General features: G+C 28.0%; 21 protein-coding genes. 15 read left to right on the top strand and 6 right to left on the bottom strand.

What is annotated here, in order from left to right; genetic code table 4:
- Window positions 1-65: 65 nt before the first annotated feature.
- Window positions 66-602 (top strand): DJ-1/PfpI family protein, encoded by a 537-nt coding sequence (locus tag KW512_RS00765; protein WP_258841616.1) that lies wholly within the window; start codon window positions 66-68, stop codon window positions 600-602.
- A 631-nt stretch (window positions 603-1,233) separates the two neighbouring features.
- Here the strand turns inward: KW512_RS00765 and KW512_RS00760 are convergent.
- Genes KW512_RS00760 through KW512_RS00750 form a run of 3 tightly spaced genes read right to left on the bottom strand, consistent with a single transcriptional unit; the run spans window position 1,234 to window position 3,395 of the window.
- Complete coding sequence (locus KW512_RS00760; protein ID WP_258841615.1) at window positions 1,234-2,040, bottom strand: alpha/beta fold hydrolase; 807 nt, start codon at window positions 2,038-2,040, stop codon at window positions 1,234-1,236.
- 6 nt (window positions 2,041-2,046) lie between these two features.
- A complete protein-coding gene (locus KW512_RS00755; protein WP_258841614.1) occupies window positions 2,047-3,045 on the bottom strand; it encodes a lipoate--protein ligase in 999 nt (332 codons plus the stop codon).
- 14 nt (window positions 3,046-3,059) lie between these two features.
- Entirely contained in the window at window positions 3,060-3,395 is a 336-nt protein-coding gene (locus KW512_RS00750) for a hypothetical protein (RefSeq protein ID WP_258841613.1), read from the bottom strand.
- A 143-nt stretch (window positions 3,396-3,538) separates the two neighbouring features.
- Between KW512_RS00750 and dnaX the strand changes: the two genes are divergently transcribed.
- From dnaX to ligA, 11 genes are all read left to right on the top strand, one after another.
- Complete coding sequence (dnaX, locus tag KW512_RS00745; protein WP_258841612.1) at window positions 3,539-5,770, top strand: DNA polymerase III subunit gamma/tau; 2,232 nt, start codon at window positions 3,539-3,541, stop codon at window positions 5,768-5,770.
- 61 nt (window positions 5,771-5,831) lie between these two features.
- On the top strand, window positions 5,832-6,110 hold the full coding sequence (locus tag KW512_RS00740; RefSeq protein WP_258841611.1) for a YbaB/EbfC family nucleoid-associated protein: 279 nt from the start codon (window positions 5,832-5,834) through the stop codon (window positions 6,108-6,110).
- 9 nt (window positions 6,111-6,119) lie between these two features.
- Window positions 6,120-6,704: a recombination protein RecR gene (locus KW512_RS00735; protein WP_258841610.1), complete on the top strand. Its 585-nt coding sequence runs from the start codon at window positions 6,120-6,122 to the stop codon at window positions 6,702-6,704.
- 1 nt (window position 6,705) lies between these two features.
- Window positions 6,706-7,365 (top strand): dTMP kinase, encoded by a 660-nt coding sequence (gene tmk / locus KW512_RS00730; protein WP_258841609.1) that lies wholly within the window; start codon window positions 6,706-6,708, stop codon window positions 7,363-7,365.
- Window positions 7,325-8,200, top strand: coding sequence for a DNA polymerase III subunit delta' (locus KW512_RS00725; RefSeq protein ID WP_258841608.1), 876 nt, complete (start codon window positions 7,325-7,327; stop codon window positions 8,198-8,200). The genes tmk and KW512_RS00725 overlap by 41 nt, the downstream gene beginning before the upstream one ends.
- Before the next feature lie 4 nt (window positions 8,201-8,204).
- Window positions 8,205-8,936, top strand: coding sequence for a 16S rRNA (cytidine(1402)-2'-O)-methyltransferase (gene rsmI, locus KW512_RS00720; RefSeq protein ID WP_258841607.1), 732 nt, complete (start codon window positions 8,205-8,207; stop codon window positions 8,934-8,936).
- Between the two features lie 29 nt (window positions 8,937-8,965).
- On the top strand, window positions 8,966-9,508 hold the full coding sequence (hpt, locus tag KW512_RS00715) for a hypoxanthine phosphoribosyltransferase (RefSeq protein WP_258841606.1): 543 nt from the start codon (window positions 8,966-8,968) through the stop codon (window positions 9,506-9,508).
- A gap of 8 nt (window positions 9,509-9,516) precedes the next feature.
- Window positions 9,517-10,335 carry an energy-coupling factor transporter ATPase gene (locus tag KW512_RS00710; RefSeq protein ID WP_258841605.1) on the top strand — a complete coding sequence of 273 codons (819 nt, stop codon included), beginning with the start codon at window positions 9,517-9,519 and terminating at the stop codon, window positions 10,333-10,335.
- Entirely contained in the window at window positions 10,308-11,213 is a 906-nt protein-coding gene (locus tag KW512_RS00705) for an ATP-binding cassette domain-containing protein (protein WP_258841604.1), read from the top strand. Before KW512_RS00710 ends, KW512_RS00705 begins: the two co-directional genes overlap by 28 nt.
- A complete protein-coding gene (locus tag KW512_RS00700; RefSeq protein WP_258841603.1) occupies window positions 11,203-12,165 on the top strand; it encodes an energy-coupling factor transporter transmembrane component T family protein in 963 nt (320 codons plus the stop codon). The genes KW512_RS00705 and KW512_RS00700 overlap by 11 nt, the downstream gene beginning before the upstream one ends.
- Before the next feature lie 2 nt (window positions 12,166-12,167).
- Window positions 12,168-14,213, top strand: a complete 2,046-nt coding sequence (gene ligA, locus KW512_RS00695) for an NAD-dependent DNA ligase LigA (protein WP_258841602.1) — start codon at window positions 12,168-12,170, stop codon at window positions 14,211-14,213.
- 26 nt (window positions 14,214-14,239) lie between these two features.
- On the opposite strand, the gene mutM is transcribed toward ligA, so the two are convergent.
- The 3 genes from mutM to rpsD all read right to left on the bottom strand — a co-directional run bounded on the left by mutM (window position 14,240) and on the right by rpsD (window position 16,208).
- Window positions 14,240-15,058: a DNA-formamidopyrimidine glycosylase gene (gene mutM, locus KW512_RS00690; RefSeq protein ID WP_258841601.1), complete on the bottom strand. Its 819-nt coding sequence runs from the start codon at window positions 15,056-15,058 to the stop codon at window positions 14,240-14,242.
- Between the two features lies 1 nt (window position 15,059).
- On the bottom strand, window positions 15,060-15,494 hold the full coding sequence (gene rpiB, locus KW512_RS00685; RefSeq protein WP_258841600.1) for a ribose 5-phosphate isomerase B: 435 nt from the start codon (window positions 15,492-15,494) through the stop codon (window positions 15,060-15,062).
- Window positions 15,495-15,590: 96 nt separating this feature from the next.
- Window positions 15,591-16,208, bottom strand: a complete 618-nt coding sequence (gene rpsD, locus KW512_RS00680; protein ID WP_010320876.1) for a 30S ribosomal protein S4 — start codon at window positions 16,206-16,208, stop codon at window positions 15,591-15,593.
- 1,274 nt (window positions 16,209-17,482) lie between these two features.
- Between rpsD and rpsP the strand changes: the two genes are divergently transcribed.
- From rpsP to rplS, 3 genes are read left to right on the top strand one after another with little or no spacing between them, the layout of a single operon-like run.
- Window positions 17,483-17,746 (top strand): 30S ribosomal protein S16, encoded by a 264-nt coding sequence (rpsP, locus tag KW512_RS00675; protein WP_010320875.1) that lies wholly within the window; start codon window positions 17,483-17,485, stop codon window positions 17,744-17,746.
- A 21-nt stretch (window positions 17,747-17,767) separates the two neighbouring features.
- Window positions 17,768-18,454 carry a tRNA (guanosine(37)-N1)-methyltransferase TrmD gene (gene trmD, locus KW512_RS00670; RefSeq protein WP_258841599.1) on the top strand — a complete coding sequence of 229 codons (687 nt, stop codon included), beginning with the start codon at window positions 17,768-17,770 and terminating at the stop codon, window positions 18,452-18,454.
- 57 nt (window positions 18,455-18,511) lie between these two features.
- Complete coding sequence (gene rplS / locus KW512_RS00665; RefSeq protein ID WP_010320873.1) at window positions 18,512-18,874, top strand: 50S ribosomal protein L19; 363 nt, start codon at window positions 18,512-18,514, stop codon at window positions 18,872-18,874.
- Window positions 18,875-18,882 lie beyond the last annotated feature (8 nt).

Genomic DNA, 18,882 nt, shown 5'->3' with positions numbered 1-18,882 from the left:
ATAGAATTGTACCGTAGATTTTTTATGGTACAATTCTATTTTATTTAATTTAATGAGGAGGAATAATGAAAAAATTATTGGTAGTTTTGCTTGATAAATTTCAGGACATAGAGTTTACAACTTTTCTTTCTTTAATAAAAAAGGCCGATATATACAATAAAATTGAATTTTATAATCCTGAAAACAAAATAGTTACAGGACAATTTGGAGTTGTTCAAATTGAGGCCAAAAATCATTGAAAATCTAATGAATTTGATGCAATTTTTATACCAGGAGGAGTTGCAGCGCAATATCTTCGAACTTGTGAGCCAGCAATCAAATTAATCGGTGATTTTTTTGCCCAAAACAAAGATGTTTTTGCAATTTGTGATGCGCCAAATGCTATTTTTGAGCGTAATTTAGCGCCAAATTATGAATTTAGTTCATACCCTGATGAAACAAATTCAAACATACCAACAAGAAAAAACGATTTAGTTACAGTTGATAGAAATTATATTTCAGCCAGAAATGCCTCATCTTCAGCTGAATTTGCATTTAAAGTTATTGAAAAAATAGCTTCAAAAGAAATTGCTGAAAAAATAAGAGACGGATTTCAAGCTTAAATTTCTAGAATTTCCCGAGTTTTCCATTTTGATAAGATAATCTTAAAAAGTGTCCTGGTTTAGTTTTGGGCACTTTTTTAACTATTTGGCAAAAGTTAATTACCTATTTTAAGACACTGGTAAAAATCAATTTATGATAAAACAACAAAAATCATAAAAAAAATACAACTACTATTTAAACTCAATGTAAATAGAAAACTCATTTTACTTACATTGAGCCTAAAAAAATATATGAAGTTTTGAAAGAACAATAACTAAAAGCCATAAATTTATAGATTTTAAACGGTTAAATTTAAGGCGTTCCATCATATTTAAAAATATAATGGAAAATTCGCATTTTCTGATTTTTTTAGACAAAAAACATAACTAATTCCCCCTTAATTCTAATACCCAATTTATTAATTTATTCTTAGTGAGGTTTATTATAGCATAATTTTATTTTATACCAAGCATTTTTTTTTTTTTTTTGCATAAGGTTAATCTTAAAATAATAAAACTTAAGATTTTAATGTCAAAAAAACCCGGATATACGGGTATTTTTGTATTTATATTCACTAAAAAGTGCTTTTTGCAACAAATTGGGAAACTTGGGAAAAGAAAATGCTGAAAAAATAAGAGATGGATTTCAAGCTTAAATTTCTAGAATTTTTTCAATTTCAGTGTTAATTTCATCACTTCTTTCGAAAAAAACTGCATGACCAGTTTGTTCAAATTTTATAAGATTTTTATTAAAATTCTCAGAAACTTTGCGAAGACTTTCTATTGGCACAAAATTGTCTTCAACACCAGCAATTAAAAAATAATTATTATTTTGTTGGTAAAGCGGTAACAATTCAGTTTTGAGCCATTCCAAGTTAAAGATTTCTTCAAAAACAATCTTTCTAAAAATCTCTCTCTTTTTTGTGACATTATCAAGAAAATTAATAGCATTTTTTGCTAAATTTTTCTTATAACTAAATTTATCAGTAAAAACTAAATGTTCAAGACTATCTGTTGCAGATATAATGTCTTGAGGCAAAAGCCAATTTGATAATTTTTCAACTTGGCTTTGCGAATTTTTACCTAAAATAAAAGGATTGAGTGGAGCAACTAAAATTGCTTTTTTTGCTAAATTTTCACTTAAAATATAAAGAGCAATAGCTCCACCAAGTGAGTGACCGATTACAATTTGGATATTTAAATTAAGATTTTTAATGAAACTAGCTGCAATTTTTTGGTAATTTTTAATATTAATTTCATTATTATTAGTGCTTTGACCACAACCAGGAAAATCAAAAGAAACAATATCATAATTACGATTTTGTTTCTTTTTAAGTTGAAAAATGAAATTATGACTTGAATTAAATCCGTGTAAAAATAATATTTTTTGCTTTCCAGTTTCTTCTAAAAAATAAAAAATATCCTCATTTTCAACAGTAATTTTAGAATGAACCATCATTAATAATTAGCTTCCAAAAATTGTATCCAAAATTTCATTAAGGGGAATTGCGCCAAAATATTCATCAAGATTTGTAATTTGAAGAAGTTCTGATTCTATAATTGATCTAGTAAATTCCTTATTTTCTAAAATTTCTTGAATTTCCTCAATTGATCTTTGGGATAAGAAATCACCTTCAAATTTTATTTTAACAATGTGATTTTTCTCAATATTTGCAAGCACTTTTAAAATTCCGCCACTAGTTCGGGCTATATTTTCATAGCTAAAATAAGGATTTGAACCAAAAACTCATTCTCTAGATTGTCTTAGGTTTTGAACTTCTTGAAAATCTTTTTGAGATATTCTCCCATCTTGAAAATAAGTTTCAACATCTTGTGCTTTTGTTTGATATTTATTTTCAAAAAATGTGATTAGTCTTGAAATAAACTCAGAATCTTCGATTTGTTCTTCAATTTCATGCAAAATATTTGTTACCCGTTGACGTATAGATTTTATTCCTTTGGACTCAATTTTTAATCGATTTGGTTTTAATACTTGACCTAATTTTGCCAAATTAGCATTAAATAGAATTGTTCCATGGTGAACAATTCTATCTTTGTAAATTATTTGAGCATTGCCCGAAACTTTAGCCCCATTAACTATTAGATCATTTCTACCTTTGAATTCAGCATCTAAACCAAAAGATTTAAAAAATTCTATAATCGGTGTCAAGAATTTTTGGTAACTGTGATTCTGTTTTTTAGTTATAAATGAAAAATTAATGTTTCCTAAATCGTGATAAACAGCACCACCTCCAGAAAGTCGACGATAAATTTCAATTCTTTGTTTTTCAACTTCCTCAAGCTTAATTTCCTCGTAAATATTTTGATTTTTACCGATAATTATTGCATTATTATGTTGGTAGAAATATAAAATATCGTCCTGATTCTGGTCATCTTTTAGAATCATTTCCTCGCAAACTAATGTGTAAAATGGGCTTGTTTTTTTAGTAGTATAAATCTTCATGTTTCCTCCATATTTTAGTTATGTTCTAAATCAAAAGTTGTAATCAATTTGAATTTTGATTTAAAATCATCAAGATTTTCTGCTAATTGTAAATTTTCTAAATTAAAAAGTGTTATTTTTTCATAATCTCAACGGAGCGCATACTTGTTTTTTGATAAAAAGTAGATTAAATTTTCAACAAACGAAAAAAAATATTCTGAATTATAATCGATTGGTTTGTTAAGACCCTCAACTGAAATTTCTAATTTCCGAAAAGAGTAGCTTAAAATTCGAAAATTAAATACAAATCTTTCGCTTATAGCACATTTTTTTTGAGCTGAATTTTGTTCCTTGCTGAATGCGACTGACATCTAAAAATCCTTAAATTATATAAAGTCTATTTTTAATTTTATTTTATTATAATTTATAATTATAAACTATTTAAGTATACTTTTATTTTTAAATATTAAATTTAAAAATTTTAAAGGATTTTTTTTGAAAATCTTGGAGAAATATGAAAAATACAAATGAATATGTAGCTTGATATCGAAAATATCGACCTACTAAATTTGCTGATGTTGTTGGCCAACAATATTTAGTTGAAAGTTTAAAAAATATCGTTAAATCAAAAAAGTTTTTTCACGCTTATCTTTTTTCAGGCCCAAGAGGTACTGGAAAAACTTCACTTGCAAAAATATTTGCAAATGCAATAAATTGCACTCACAAAGAGCAAAATTCGATCGACCCGTGTCAAAATTGCCTTAAAAATATAAATAACTCTATTGATATAGTTGAAATGGACGCTGCTTCACATAATGGTGTTAAAGAAATCCGTGAAATTGTTGAAAATTCTATTAATCTACCTCAAGTTAGCCCATATAAAATTTATATTTTAGATGAGGTTCATATGCTTTCAACTTCAGCTTTTAACGCTTTTTTAAAAACTCTGGAAGAACCGCCAAGCCATATTATTTTCATTTTAGCAACTACCGAAGTTCATAAAATCCCTTTGACAATTCTCTCGAGAGTCCAGAGATATAATTTTCTTGGCCTAAATAAAGAGCAAATTTCACAACGACTTTCACAAATTTTAAACTATGAAGGCGTAGAATATGAAGAAGAAGCCCTAAAATCCGTGTGTTTATTAAGCCACAACAGTTTGCGGGATGCAATTTCAATTCTTGAGCAGGTGGTAATTTTTGGCAACAACTTTTTGAGTAAAAAAAGTGTTGAAGAACTTTTTGGACTAGTTTCAAGTGAAAAACTTGTTGAATTTATAAACGTTCTTTTTTTAGCTGATTCCCAAAAAGCCTTTGATTTATTAGATAAACTTTTATTACAAAGTAAAAATTTTCAAATTTTAGTTGAGTCATTAATAAATTTAGTCAAAGAGTGAATTATATGAGAAAAAACTCAAGAAGAAGACTTAATTGAAATTTATTCAACTTCTGATTTGGCAAATTTAAAAATTAGTCACGATTTTGCTTTTAAATTTTTAGATATTGGCTTTTCAACTTTAAAAGACATTAATCATGATAAGTTTCAAAGTTTAGCCCTTGAAATTTTTGTTATGAAAATTCTTGCTTTTAAAAAGGAAAACTTGCAAGAAAAAAGCCAACCTGTTTTAGAAAATTCAGTCAAATTAGCTGAAAAACCAAAAGAAGAGCTAAAAATCGACGCTCAAGAAAGTGAGGAAAATATTGAAAAAGAGGAAAAACCACCAAAAAAATTAGAGTTTGTTACTGTCCGTGATAAAAATTTTGGCCCAAATTATAATTTGAGTCAAAAAACAAATACCCAAAATTTATTTAGTTATAATGATCCAATTCTTGATGACGATGATGATGGCGATTTAGATTTACATGGTAGCGATGATTTGGCTTGGGAATCAATTTTTGACCGTAAAATCAAAAATAATTTAGAGACAAAAATCTTAAAAACTCAAAAAAGCACTAAAACAGGGGAAAATTTTAAAAACAGGGACAATGCTTTTAATCCTTTGTTAGACCCCGAGGGCGCTAGTTATCAAAGTAATTTTTTAAATAAAACTGAAAGTTCAAATTTGAATTCGACTGAAAACATCGATTTTTCCAACTCATTTTTAAATACTAATGATAAAAATACTAATGATACTGCCAAAAAAAATGATAATTTCATTGATTCAAGTCCAAAAACAAATAATCAAACATCATATTTTAGTAAAAATGAAGAAAATGACAATAATTTTTCATTTGATAGAAATTCATACGTAAATAAATTTTTAAAAAAGAATTTGCCAAATGATTATTTGTCAGTTGATGAGGCGCTAAATCTTATACTTTTGGGAAAAAAATTTTATGACACAAACCGTGAAATTTATTTAGATTTACGCAAAAAATGGAGTAAAAATTTGTTAGATTTTCAGTATAATTTTGAATTCATAGATACTGTTGGAGTATTAAAACATGCAGAAATTCTTTCATTAGGATCTAATTTTGTGTGTTTTTTTACTAAAAATCCAGAATATGAAGAATTACTAATTGAGAAAATGGAAAAAGAAGGCGACCAAGTCAACCAGTTATTAAAAACCGTTTTTGGTCAGGATATCTATGGTCTTGCTTTAAGTAATAATCTTGTTGAAGAAACAAAGAAAAGGGCAAATGAAATGAGAGCGCGCGGAGAAAAATTTGTGCTAAAACCTTTTGAAAAACCAAAAAAACGCACTATTTCTAAGGCAGATTTACAAAAACTATTCTTTGATGAATAAAAATTTTTAAACTTTTTAAAATAGTTTATATAATTTATTAAAAATAAGAGAAAGGAAAAACATGAATCTTCAAAAACTATTAAAAGAAGCACAAAAAATGCAAAAAGATCATAAAGTAAAAAAAGATTTGTTAGAAAAAACAGATTTTGACTTTGAAAATCAAGGAATTTCGCTGACTATTTCAGGAGGATTTGAGTTAAAAAAGTTAAAAATTTCTCCATTTTTAGTCGACAAAGACGATATTGAAACATTAGAAGATTTAATTTCGATTACATTAAATCAAGCTTTGTTGAAAATTAGAGAAGAAAATGAAAAAATTGCCCCAACTCAATCACATTAATTTTGAATCATGGTAGATGAAAATTTTGAAAAACTAGTTGATCAATTAAGAAAAGTTCCCGGAATCACAAAAAAACAAGCCACTAATATTTTATTTTCTCTAATCGATACGCCCCTTAGTCAGATTGAGACATTTGTCGAGCAACTTTATAATTTAAAACGAAATCTTCAATATTGTGAGCGATGCGGATATCTAAATGCTAATTCAGTTTGCCAAATATGCCTTGATTTTCAGCGTTCTTTTAAAATATTAGTGGTTGAAAATTCTGAAATGGTCACAAAATTTGAAAAACTAGGAAAATATGATGGCAAGTATTTTGTTTTTGGTAAATATGATATTAAAAAGCTCGAAAATCATGACTTGCAAATAAAAAAACTTGCAGACCTTGCTCATGAAAAAAGTGAAATTATTATCGCTCTTTCTTCAACAATGGAAGGCTGAATTTTTGCAAATTATCTTGCAAAACACAAGTTTTTATCCTCAGCAAAAATTACTAGGCTAGCTACAGGCATCCCTTTTGGGGCGGCAATTGATTATATTGACAATATAACCTTAAATCAAGCGTTGGAAAATCGGCAAGAAATGGAAAAATAATATGTTTATAAGTTTTGAAGGGATCGATGCAAGCGGTAAATCAACCGTTATGAATTTGTTTGCAAAGTATTTAAGAATTAAATTTCCAGAAAAGGAAATTGTTATAACTTTTGAACCATATAGCGGCAGAGATTCGCAAGAAGCACAACAAATCCGCGAGTTTTTACTTAATAAAAAAAATCAAATTAGTCCATATGTGGAGATGCTTTTATTTGCAACTTCGAGAAGAATTCATCTTGAACAAGTAATTTGGCCAGCCTTAAAATCTGGAAAAATTGTTCTTTGTGATCGCTATATTGATTCTTCGATTGCATATCAAGGGTTTGGAAATAATTTAAGTCCAGATTTAGTTTTTAATTTAAATAGTTTAATTTCTGAAAAAACTTTTCCAGATCTTACCATTTTCCTCGATGTTAAAATTTCAAAATCACGCGAGCGAATGGCTATTTATCGAAATGAAAAGCGAGACCGACTTGAAAATCGCGGCGAGGATTTTTATAGACAAGTTATTAAAGGATATGAATATTTATTAAAAACAAGAAAAAATTTCATTAAAATTGACGGTAACGGCGATTATGATCATGTTTTAACAGATATAATTAATTTTTTTGAGAGCTATTATGAAGCAAATTACGACAAATTGGCGCAATTTTCTCGATAATTTGTCAAAAACTAAAACAATTCCACACGCAATTTTGCTTGTATCGAGTTATTCAGATTTTCTAGATGAGAAAATAGCCGATTTTTTAGAGATATTTAGTCAAAAACCACAAATTTTTCAACATGATTTTTCAGATAATCGCCTTTCAAAAACAGAATTTTTAGAAGAGGTAAACAAGTTGTATTTTTCCTCTCTTTATGGCGATAATTCAAAGATTTTCCTAATAAAAAACATTGAAAATGCCCATATTTCTGTACTAAATTCATTTCTAAAAATTTTAGAAGATCCTCCTTTGAATACTTATTTTTTACTAACTTCTTTTTCCTCTGATTTAATTATTCCAACTATAGTTTCTCGTTGTCAAATATTTTTTTTCAATGATTTAAATAGAAAAAATGAGCTTAAAAAAAAGTTAGATACATGAAAAAAAACACCTTATAATGCTATATATGCAAATATTTTCACCAATTTTGATCAAGCAATTTTAGCTATTAAGGCTATTAGTGATTCGGATTTAGACAAATTAAAATCATTACTAAATAATTTAACTAAAACAAAATTTGATTTTTTACTATTTTTAAATCAGGTTTTAACAAAAGAAAACTCATTTATTTTTCTTCAGATAATAATTGCTCATTTTAAACAATTTTTTTTAAGCAATTCTGACCCTAACAAAAAACATGCTAAAAAAACGAATTCTTTTGATTTTAATTCTGAAAAAATAGTAAGCATTAATCAAACGTTTAAAAAATTTCTTTCATCACTTGAGACAAATGCAAACTTTAATATTCAAAAATCGGGCTTTTTAGTTCGTCTAAATAATATTTTAACTTAGAATTATGGCAAAAATCACTGTTATAGCAACTCCAATTGGAAATTTACAAGATATAACTCTGCGAGCAATTCAAGCACTAAAGTCAGCTGATTTAATTTTGTGCGAGGACACGCGAACTTCCAAAAAAATATTAAATTTTTTGGAAATTAAAGATAAAAAGTTAATTTCCTATCACAAATTTAACGAAAAAGCAACTATCGCCAAAAAGTCTGACATATTTTTAACTAACCAAAACATTATTCTAATGTCCGATGCAGGCACTCCTTCAATTAGTGATCCAGGTCAAATTTTGATAAAATGAGCCCATGAAAATAATGTCGAAGTTGATTTTTTACCTGGCGCATGTGCTTTTGTTGGTGCTTTTGTTCTTTCTGGTTTTGATTTACCGTTAGTTTTTATGGGTTTTTTTAATTCAAAAAAGCAACAAATAATTAAACAAATTGAACATTTTATACTAAATTATAGTTATATTTTTTACGTTTCACCATATAAATTAATTTATATTCTTGAAGTAATTAATGAATTTTATGGCGAGAAAGTTGAAATTTTTCTTGTTAAGGAAATGACAAAAATTTATCAAAAATATTTTTTTGGTTCTCCTTTGAAAATTTTAGCTGAACTTCAAAATTCTACCAAAGGTGAATTCACAATGGTTTTAAGGTTAAAGAACGATGAAAAACCGAAGTTAAAAGCAAATAAATATGAAAATTTTTCTAAAAATAGTGTAAAATTTTAGATTAAAATATTTTAAAAAGACGGGTTAAAATGATTAACAAACATATTGTAAAAATTTTGTTTGACAATAAACAAATTAAAACTAGAATTGATGAGATTGCAAAGTGAATAAATTTAAATTATAAAAATTCACAAGAAATTGTTTTTGTTGCTGTTCTTAAAGGTTCATTAATTTTTCTTACTGATTTAATTCAACAAATCGAAGTTGATTTAATGGTCGATTGCATAATTGCCAAATCCTATTTTGGTGGCACACAATCAGGCGGTGAATTAAAAGTTATTACTGATATTGACCTAAAAATTGAAAATAAAGATGTTATTTTAATTGATGATATTTTTGATTCAGGGATAACTTTGACAAAAATTAGTGAACATTTAAAATTAAAAAAACCAAAATCACTAAAAATAATTACTTTATTTTATAAAAAAGAAAAAAGAAAAACTGATATTGAACCAGATTATTTTGGCTTTGAAGTTCCCGATGCTTTTCTTGTTGGTTATGGACTTGATTATCAGGAAAAATATCGAAATTGACCTTTTGTTGCTATTTTTGATCCAAACAAAAAGGAATAAAATAAAAAATGATAAAAGTTACAAATATTTGCTTTAGTTACACTAATGATATGAACCACTTAGTGCTCAAAGATGTTAGTCTAACTTTTGAAAAAGGCAAATATTATGCAATTTTAGGTCACAATGGATCAGGAAAGTCGACATTTTCTAAAATTATTTCCGGAATCGCTAGACCGCAAAAAGGTACAGTTGAAGTTGATTCAATTTTATTAAATAAAGAAAGCTTGCCTAAAATTAGAAAGAAAATCGGGATTATTTTTCAAAACCCAGATAATCAATTTGTTGGGGCAACAGTTGAGGATGATATTGCCTTTAGTTTGGAAAATATTAACGAAGATCCAAAAAAAATGCCAAAAATTATTGCAGAATTGGCCCAAAAAGTACAAATGCAATCTTATCTCGAGCGCGAACCGCAATTTTTATCTGGTGGTCAAAAGCAAAGAGTTGCCATTGCTTCAGTTTTAGCCCTAAATCCGCAAATAATAATTTTTGACGAAATAACCTCGATGCTTGATCCAAAAGGAAAAAGTGATGTTGTTAAAATTTTAGATGACCTCCGTAAAGATAAAACCAAAACTTTGATTTCAATAACGCACAATATGAACGAAGCGATTTTGGCGGATGAAGTTGTTGTCTTTGCCAAAGGTCAAATTATTGCAAAAGGTGATCCAAAATTAATTTTAAATAATGAGGAAATAATCGAAAAAGCTAAAATTGACTCGCCTTTTATTTATAAAATTTCGAAAAACCTTGATTTTATAACGCCGACCTATGATGAAAATGAATTGCTGGAACAATTATGAAAATTAAAGCAAAAAACATTGTAAAAATTTATGACCAAAAATTACCAATTGAAATAAGAGCGCTCGATAATGTATCGGTTGAAATTAATCAAGGTGAATTTATCGCAATAATAGGTCAAACTGGCTCAGGAAAAACAACTTTTATCCAACATATGAATGCGCTTTTGCTCCCTGATAAAGGTCAAGTTGAGTATTTTTATTTTGATCAAGAATCAAAAACTGAAAAAAAATTAGTTGTTGAAAGACCAAGATTTTTAAAATCAAAGTTTAAATTTATAAACCAAATTCGCCGTAGAGTTGGAGTGGTTTTTCAATTTGCTGAATACCAACTTTTTGAGCAAACTATTGAAAAAGATATTATTTTTGGCGCAGTTTCAATGGGAGTAAACAAAGAAGAAGCCAAAAAAAAAGCAGCTGAAATGATAAAACTAGTCGGCCTTGATGAGACTTTTTTAGACAAATCACCTTTTGAACTTTCAGGTGGCCAAAAACGAAGAGTTGCAATTGCTGGAATTTTAGCAATGGATCCGGATATAATTTTTTTTGATGAACCAACGGCAGGTCTTGACCCTCAAGGTTCAGTAAAAATGCTTGAAATATTGGACACTCTTCACAAAAAAGGCAAGACAATCATTTTGGCAACTCATGATCTTGATAGTGTTTTAGAGTGAACAAAACGTTGTATTTTTTTTAAAGATGGTAAAATTATATATGATGGTGAAACATATCCTATTTTAGATAATAATCAATTTCTTATTGAAAATGAAATGTTACCTACAAATTTGCTGAATTTCCGTGAAAAATTAGCAAAAATAGGATATCCAATTTCCAAAGTCAAGTCAATTGACGAATTAATTAGTCAAATTAATCTATTAATAAAAAAGGGAAAAAATGCAAATTAGTGTTGCTAAATATGTCCCAAGAAACACAATAATTCATAAAATGGACCCCCGACTAAAAATAGCTTTTAACATTCTTTTTGCAGTGCTTTTTTTTGTCACTACCCATTTAGCGACAATTTCAATTCTGCTTTTGCTTTCGCTTGTTTTTTTCTATATAACAACAAAAAGAGTTAAGCAAATTTTTACTTTAATGAAAATGCCGATAATCATTTTCATAATTATGCTAATAATTTACGGATTTATTATTGATCAGCAAAATATTAATGTAATTTTAGGCATTTCATCTGATAATGAAGTGCCTAAATATAAAGTTTTAGGTCTAAATCCCGATGAAACAAACCACTTTATTTCTTGATATTTAGTCAAGCCAACAGTTTTATTTGGGAGTATAAAATTTTCAATTGGTACTGTTAGCATAATTCGCTCACTAGTTTTAGCGATTCGAATTTATGGAATGATAATTTCAACTACAATTTTAACTTATTCAACAAAACCATTTTTACTAACCCGCGCAATTGAAGATTTAATTTTACCTCTAAAACTTTTATTCATTCCAACCCATATAATTGCAATGATTATTTCAATCGCGATTCGTTTTATTCCGACTTTGTTACTTGAGGCGACCCGAATTATGAAAGCTCAATCTTCGCGTGGGGTTGATTTTAAACACGGAAAAATTAAGGATAAAGTCAAATCATTAATAACTTTAGTAATTCCACTTTTTGTGCTTGCTTTTTCACGGGCTGAAGATCTCTCAAATGCTATGGATGTCCGTGGTTATGATGTTTATGCAAAAAGAAGTCGTTATCGCCGTCTAGTTTTTAACAAACTTGATTATCTTTTTGCTCTTATTTTTATTGGTCTTATTACTTTAACTGTTTTAATGGAAATGAATATTATTCCAATTTCACGCTTGCCACTTTGATGACTCTACACTAATCAAAAAATTTAATCATGGAAAATAATTCTAAAATACGCAATGAAATTATTGAGCTAAGAAAGCAAATTGAAATTTGAAATCATCATTACTATCAATTGCAAAATCCGCTTGTTGATGATTTAATTTACGACAAAAAGCTGAGAGAATTAATAAATTTGGAGCAAAAATATTATTATCTTTTTACTTTAGATGAACTTAATTCATCACCAAGCCAACAAGTTGGTAGTAAAATTACATCAAAATTTGCCAAAATTAAACACTCAGTTCCGATGTTATCGCTCAATAAGGCACATACAAAATCCGAACTTGAAAAATGAGCCCAAAAAGCAATGGCAATTTTAGAAAATGTAACTTTTTTTGTCGAACCCAAAATTGATGGAATTTCACTTTCACTAATTTATAAAAACGGCCAACTTATTCAAGCACTAACTCGTGGTGATGGCGTTTTTGGGGAGGATGTTTTAGTTAATGTCCTTAAAATTAAAGATGAATTCATCCCTAAAACAATAGATTATTTTGATGACCTTGAAATAAGAGGGGAAATTTACATAGATAATTTTGCCTTTGAAAGTTTGCAAACTGAGACAAATGTGTTTAAAAATCCTCGAAATGCCGCAAGTGGAATTCTTAGACGATATAAAAAGAACCAAAAAGATTCAAATAGCGATGATTTTTCATTTTTAAGCGGTTTTTTTTATACACTTGTAGAACCAGAAAAACATAAAATTTTTAGACAGTCAGAGGCAATATCTTTTCTAAAAAAATTAGGTTTTAAGACTAATGATTTTCAAAAAGAATGTAAGAATTTAAACGATGTTTTTGACTTTATTGGCCAAATTAAGCAAAAAAGAGAACAACTAAATTACAATATTGATGGCGTTGTTATCAAAATTAATGAGTTTTTACTTTATGATCAGTTAGGTTATACATCTAAATTTCCTCATAGTATTATTGCCTTTAAATTTGAAGATGACGTTGCAAAAACTAAACTACTAGAAATTTTTCCCACAATTGGCAGAACCGGAAAAGTTACATATAATGCCAAAATTGAACCTGTAAATCTTGGTGGCAGCCTTATTTCTTCAGCTGTTTTGCCTAATTATTCTTATATTGAAAATCTAAAATTAAATTTAATGTCAGATGTTTTTGTTAAAAAAGCGGGCGAAATTATCCCACAAATTATCGGAAGTGTTGAACAACACGAAAAAACTAATTTTTTAATTGCAAAAAACTGTCCCAAATGTCAGTCTGAACTAATTTTTAGTGAATCAGGAATTGATCAATTTTGTCAAAACAAAAATTGTCCTGGTATAATTCTCCAAAAAATCGTCCACTTTTCATCAAAAGCCGCTCTAAATATCGAAACTTTAGCCGAAAAAAGAATTCAAACACTATTAGATAAAAAAATTATTTCCAATATTTGTGACATTTTTGACCTTAAAAATAACCTTGAAAAAATTTTTTCTGAATTTAAACCTAGTCAAATAAATTCAGAAAATAAGCGCGCTCCATCTTTGCAAATTAAGTCAATAATTAAATTGCTTAATGAGGTTGAAAAAGCAAAAAACATCGATTTTCATAGGTTAATTTTTGGTTTAGGAATAAAAAATGTTGGAATAAAAGCCGCTAAAATTCTTGCAAGATATGCTAAAAATATTCCTGAATTAAGAAAATTAGATTTTGAAATACTAAAAAATCAAAATGATTTTGGCCCTGTTATAATTAATTCACTGACTGATTATTTTAATAATGAGGAAAATCAAAAACTACTTGATTGTCTTGAAAAGGTGAATTTTAATTTTAAAAATCCAACTATTTCACCGTCCTTAATTGGTTGAACATCGTTTGCAATTTCGGGAAAATTATCCAAACCAAGACACGAATTTGTTAAAATTATCGAACAAACAGGTGCATATTTTCACACATCAATAACAAAACAAACAGCTTATTTGGTAACCGGTGAATCCACCGGATCAAAAATAGAAAAAGCAATTAAATTAGGCGTTAAAAGAATCTCTGAAGAAGAATTTTGAGAGCTAATAAAAAGTAAAATTGAATAAAAAAACCTATGAATTTATAGGTTTTTTTATTCAATTTGGCAATTTGGGCAAAAATAAGTTCCTCTGCCAGCAACGACAACTTTTAAAATTTTTTCATTGCACTTAGTACAAGGCAAATTTTTTTTAGTATGTACCTTTAAAAAATTTTGAAATTTACCCTCTTTAGCATTCAAAGAAGTATATGAATTTATACTTGATCCGCCTAATTCGATTGATTTTTGCAGAATTTCTTTGCTCTTTTCAACGATTATTTTGGCTTGTTCTAAGGTTATTTGGTTAGCAATTTTGTCTGGAGAAATTTTAGCCGCAAAACAAACCTCATCAGCATAAATATTTCCTAACCCACTCATTATTTTCTGATCAAGTAAAATCGATTTGATTGAGCGAGTTGATTTCTTGATTTTTTGGTAAAAATCCTCAACATTTATATAAAAAGGTTCCGGTCCTAAATCGACTAAGGGTTTAACTTTGAATAAATTAAAATGATCTCTAATAACAAAAGTCCCGAATTTTCGACTATCATTATAATTTAAAACTGAATTATCCGAAAAGATAAAGGAAATATAATCAAATTTATTTCATTTTGGATACTTATAAGTAAAATATTTCCCATTCATTCGCAAATGTGAGAGTAAAACCTTTTGGTTATCTAAAAAAAATAAAATATGTTTAGCCCTATTTTGAACATCTATTATAGTTGAATTTTTCACTATTTTTTTAAATTCAACAAATGAAATTTCTTTTATAAAACTTTCGTCCTTAGCCAAAACATTGACTATTTTTTTACCGATAATCTCGTTTTTTAAGGCATTTACAACGGTAACAACTTCTGGCAATTCAGGCATTTTATTTGTCCAATTCGTCAATTCGAGATTGGTGCCGGCCAGCTTCGTATTGGGCTTCTAAAAATTTATCAATAATTTTTTTAGATTCTTCAAGGGAATTAAATCTACCTGAAAGAGCTAGAGCATTTGCATTATTATGTAATTTGGCCAGAAAAGCATCATTTTCATTTGTTACTCTCGCGGCGCGAATTCCTTTAAAACGATTTAGCGCATAAGACATACCAAGACCTGTCCCGCAAATTCCAATTCCAATCTGATTTTCGTTTTCAAGTAAAAAATTAGCTAATTTTTTCCCATAAACTGCATAAGAACTTGACTCATCATTATATGGACCTAGGTCTGTAACTTGATGACCTAAAGATTCAAGATATTGAATTATTTCTTTTTTTCTCTCAAAACCAGCATGATCTGAAGATATAGCAAATTTTTTTGGCATTTTTCCCCCTTATTTCTTTGTTAAATTATACCATTTTTAATAAAAAAAATCCAAACTAATCAAGGTTTGGATTTTTCAATTATATAGAATATTAGATTATTTACTGTAGAACTCAACAATTAGTGATTCTTTAATTTCCTGATTTAACTCAGAACGTTCCGGACGACGAGAAAAAACAACTTTGAAATTTTGTTTATCAACTTCAAGCCAAGGTGCGGCTGTTTTTGTTTCTAATGCTGTTAAAATTTGCTCGTTTTTACGGATTTTTTCATTTTTTAATTTAGTTAATTCAAATGTATCACCTTGTCTTAATTGATATGATGGAATATTAACTTTTTTTCCATTAACCAAAAAATGACCGTGGCTAACTAATTGGCGAGCTTGACGACGAGTTTCGGCAAATCCTGCGCGATATACGGAATTATCAAGACGAGATTCGAGCGCCTGTAAGAATAAAGTTCCGGCAATACCAGTTTTTTTAGTTGCTTTTTTATATGTATTTCTAAACTGTTTTTCAGATAAACCGTACATAAAACGGACTTTTTGTTTTTCACGAAGGTGAACACCGTAGTCAGAAAGTTTTGAACGTCTTTGACCATGTTGCCCTGGTGCGTATTTTCGTTGTTTACCTTTTGCAAATTCTTTTCCAGTTTCAAGAATAGAAAAGCCAACACGACGTGATTTTTTAAAAATTGGGCCTGTATAGCGTGACATTTTTTCTCCTTTTACTAATTTAATTTGCATTTTTAGACTAAAAAGAGAAAACTAAATATTTATTAAATGAATTCAAAATCTAATGTTTTCACCAACAGCAGGATACTCACAAATCTTGACAAATTTTGAATTTTTTTTAACAATATTTAATGCTGTTAATTTAAAAATGCAAAATAATTATAGCACAGTTTAAAATTTTTGCAATATTTTCCAAATTTTTAATTCCATTGAGTGGCTGAATTTTATTTAATAAAAAATTTACCGTGTTGAAATTATCCCAGACCTTTTGTTGATATTTAACCACAAAAAAATAATTAACAAAACTCCTGAGTTTGCCAGTTTGATGGCAAAAATTCACTTTCTAGTTAATACAAATACGCAAAAATACCAGTAAATCCGTTTTTTTTGACTAAAACCTTAATTTTTATTATTTTAAAATTAACCTTTTGAAAAAAAAAAAAAAAAAATGCTTGGCCAAAAATAAAATTATGTTATAATAAACTTCACTAAGAATAAATTAATAAGTTTGATATTGAATTAAGGGGGAATTAATTATGTTTTTGTCATAAAAAAAACAGAAAATGCGAATTATCCATTATGTTTTTAAATGTAATGGAATGCCTTAAATTTAACCGTTTAGAAATCTATAAATTTAGGGTTTTTAATTATTGTTCTTTCAAAACTTTACATCTTTGTTTTTTAGGCTCAATTTAAATAAAAACGAGTTTTCTATTTACATTGAGTTTAAATAGTAGTTGTATTTTTTTATGATTTTTGCCAGTGTTTTAAACTAAAAAAGTAGTTTAAATATTTCATATTTTGCTTTTTAAGTTAAAATTTTTATGTTAAAATTTGAAAAATTTAGAATTTATGGTAAACTATCTTTATTCAATTTTTAATTTGCAAATTTATGAAACAATTTAGATTTAAATAATTTTATCAACAAAGATTTTGGCAAAACTAGTCTCATCAATCCTATGATGAAAAGGTTCGAAAAAAGTTCCGTTGTTTTAGTATATAACAATAAAAAAACAAAATTTATCGTTATATAAGGGAACAATTGACTGTTAAAAAAATTAGAACCGCGTTTCTTAGACAATATTTTAATTAAATATTTAAGATATTTCAAGAAACAATAAAATTAGCTGTGTTTCCTAATCTTTTTAGATTTTCTACGCTCAAAAATTATTTAAAAATTTGTTTTTTATTATTTTATGATATAATTATTTAATTGCTTAATGAAAATAACCCAAAAAGCTAGTAAAGGAACTAAAATGGTAAAAATTCGTCTTCAAAGAATGGGTTCTAAATTTAATCCAATCTATAAAATAGTTGTAGCAGATGCGCGCGCACCTCGTGATGGTCGTTTTATCGAATCGCTTGGATTTTATGATCCTCAAAAAAAAGTTGCTAGGGTTAATTTAGAAAAAACATATCGTTGATTGCATATAGGCGCTCAAACAACAAACACTGTGCGAACTATTTTTTCTAAAAAAGGTATTTTTGAAACTTTTTTAGAACAAAAACATTCAGCATAAAGTTCTTTCAAAACTTAAAAGATGAAAATTAATGTTTTAACATTGTTTCCCCGCTATTTTGAAACCTTTACTTCTGAATCAATCATTGGAAAGGCAATTCAGAGAGGCGATATATCAGTTAATATTATTAATTTTCGCGATTTTAGTCAAAACAAGCATCAAAAAGTAGATGATTATGTTTATGGCGGTGGTCCTGGCTTACTTTTGCAAATTCAGCCAGTTGTTGATGCTCTTGAAAAGGTTGGAGGCATAAAAATAGCCTTGAGCCCTCAAGGTAAAAAATTTGACCAAAATATTGCAAAAAAACTAGCAAAAGAGTCAGAAATAACTCTTTTATGTGGTCATTATGAAGGTTTTGATCAAAGGATTATTGATAATTTCATTGATTTTGAATTGTCTTTAGGTGATTTTGTTTTAACTGGCGGCGAGATAGCAGCAATGGCGATAATTGATGCAATTTCGCGTTTACAGCCAAACGTAATAAACCCAAATTCTTTAGATAATGAGACTTTTAATAATTTTCTATTAGATTATCCTCAATATTCTCGACCAGCAAATTTTCGTGGGTTATTAGTTCCTGAAGTTTTAATTTCAGGCAATCATAAAGAAATTGAATCTTGGCGTCAAAAGCAAAGAGAAATTAATACCCAAAAAAAACGCCCTGATTTATGAGAGAAGTATATAAAATTTAAAGAAAAAAATAGTTAAATAAATTTTTTTTATTATAATTTATAAATCAATAAAAAAATTTTTAAGGAGTAAGACATGCAAACAAGATTAATGGAAATTGTTGAAGCAACCCAAATACGTGATTTCCAAACTTTTCAGCCAGGTGATAACGTTCGTGTTCACGTTAAAATTCAAGAAGGTAATAAAAGTAGAATTCAAATTTTTGAAGGTTTAGTAATTAAATTTAAGAAAAATGGACTATCTTCAAGTTTTGTAGTTCGTAAAATTTCCCACGGCGTTGGTGTTGAGAGAACATTTTTACTTCATTCTCCACTTGTTGACAAAATTGAGGTTGTCCGTTCAAATAAAGTTCGTCGTGCAAAATTATATTATATGAAGGAACGTTCTGGAAAATCTGCACGTCTTAAAGAAATTAAAAGAAAAGAATTAAAAAGTTAAAATTGTCC

The organism is Mesomycoplasma ovipneumoniae (genome assembly GCF_024758565.1).
Lineage (GTDB): Bacteria > Bacillota_I > Bacilli_A > Mycoplasmatales > Metamycoplasmataceae > Mesomycoplasma > Mesomycoplasma ovipneumoniae_B.
The sequence above is the reverse complement of the archived record's forward strand: the minus strand, read 5'-3'. Positions and strand labels throughout refer to the sequence as shown.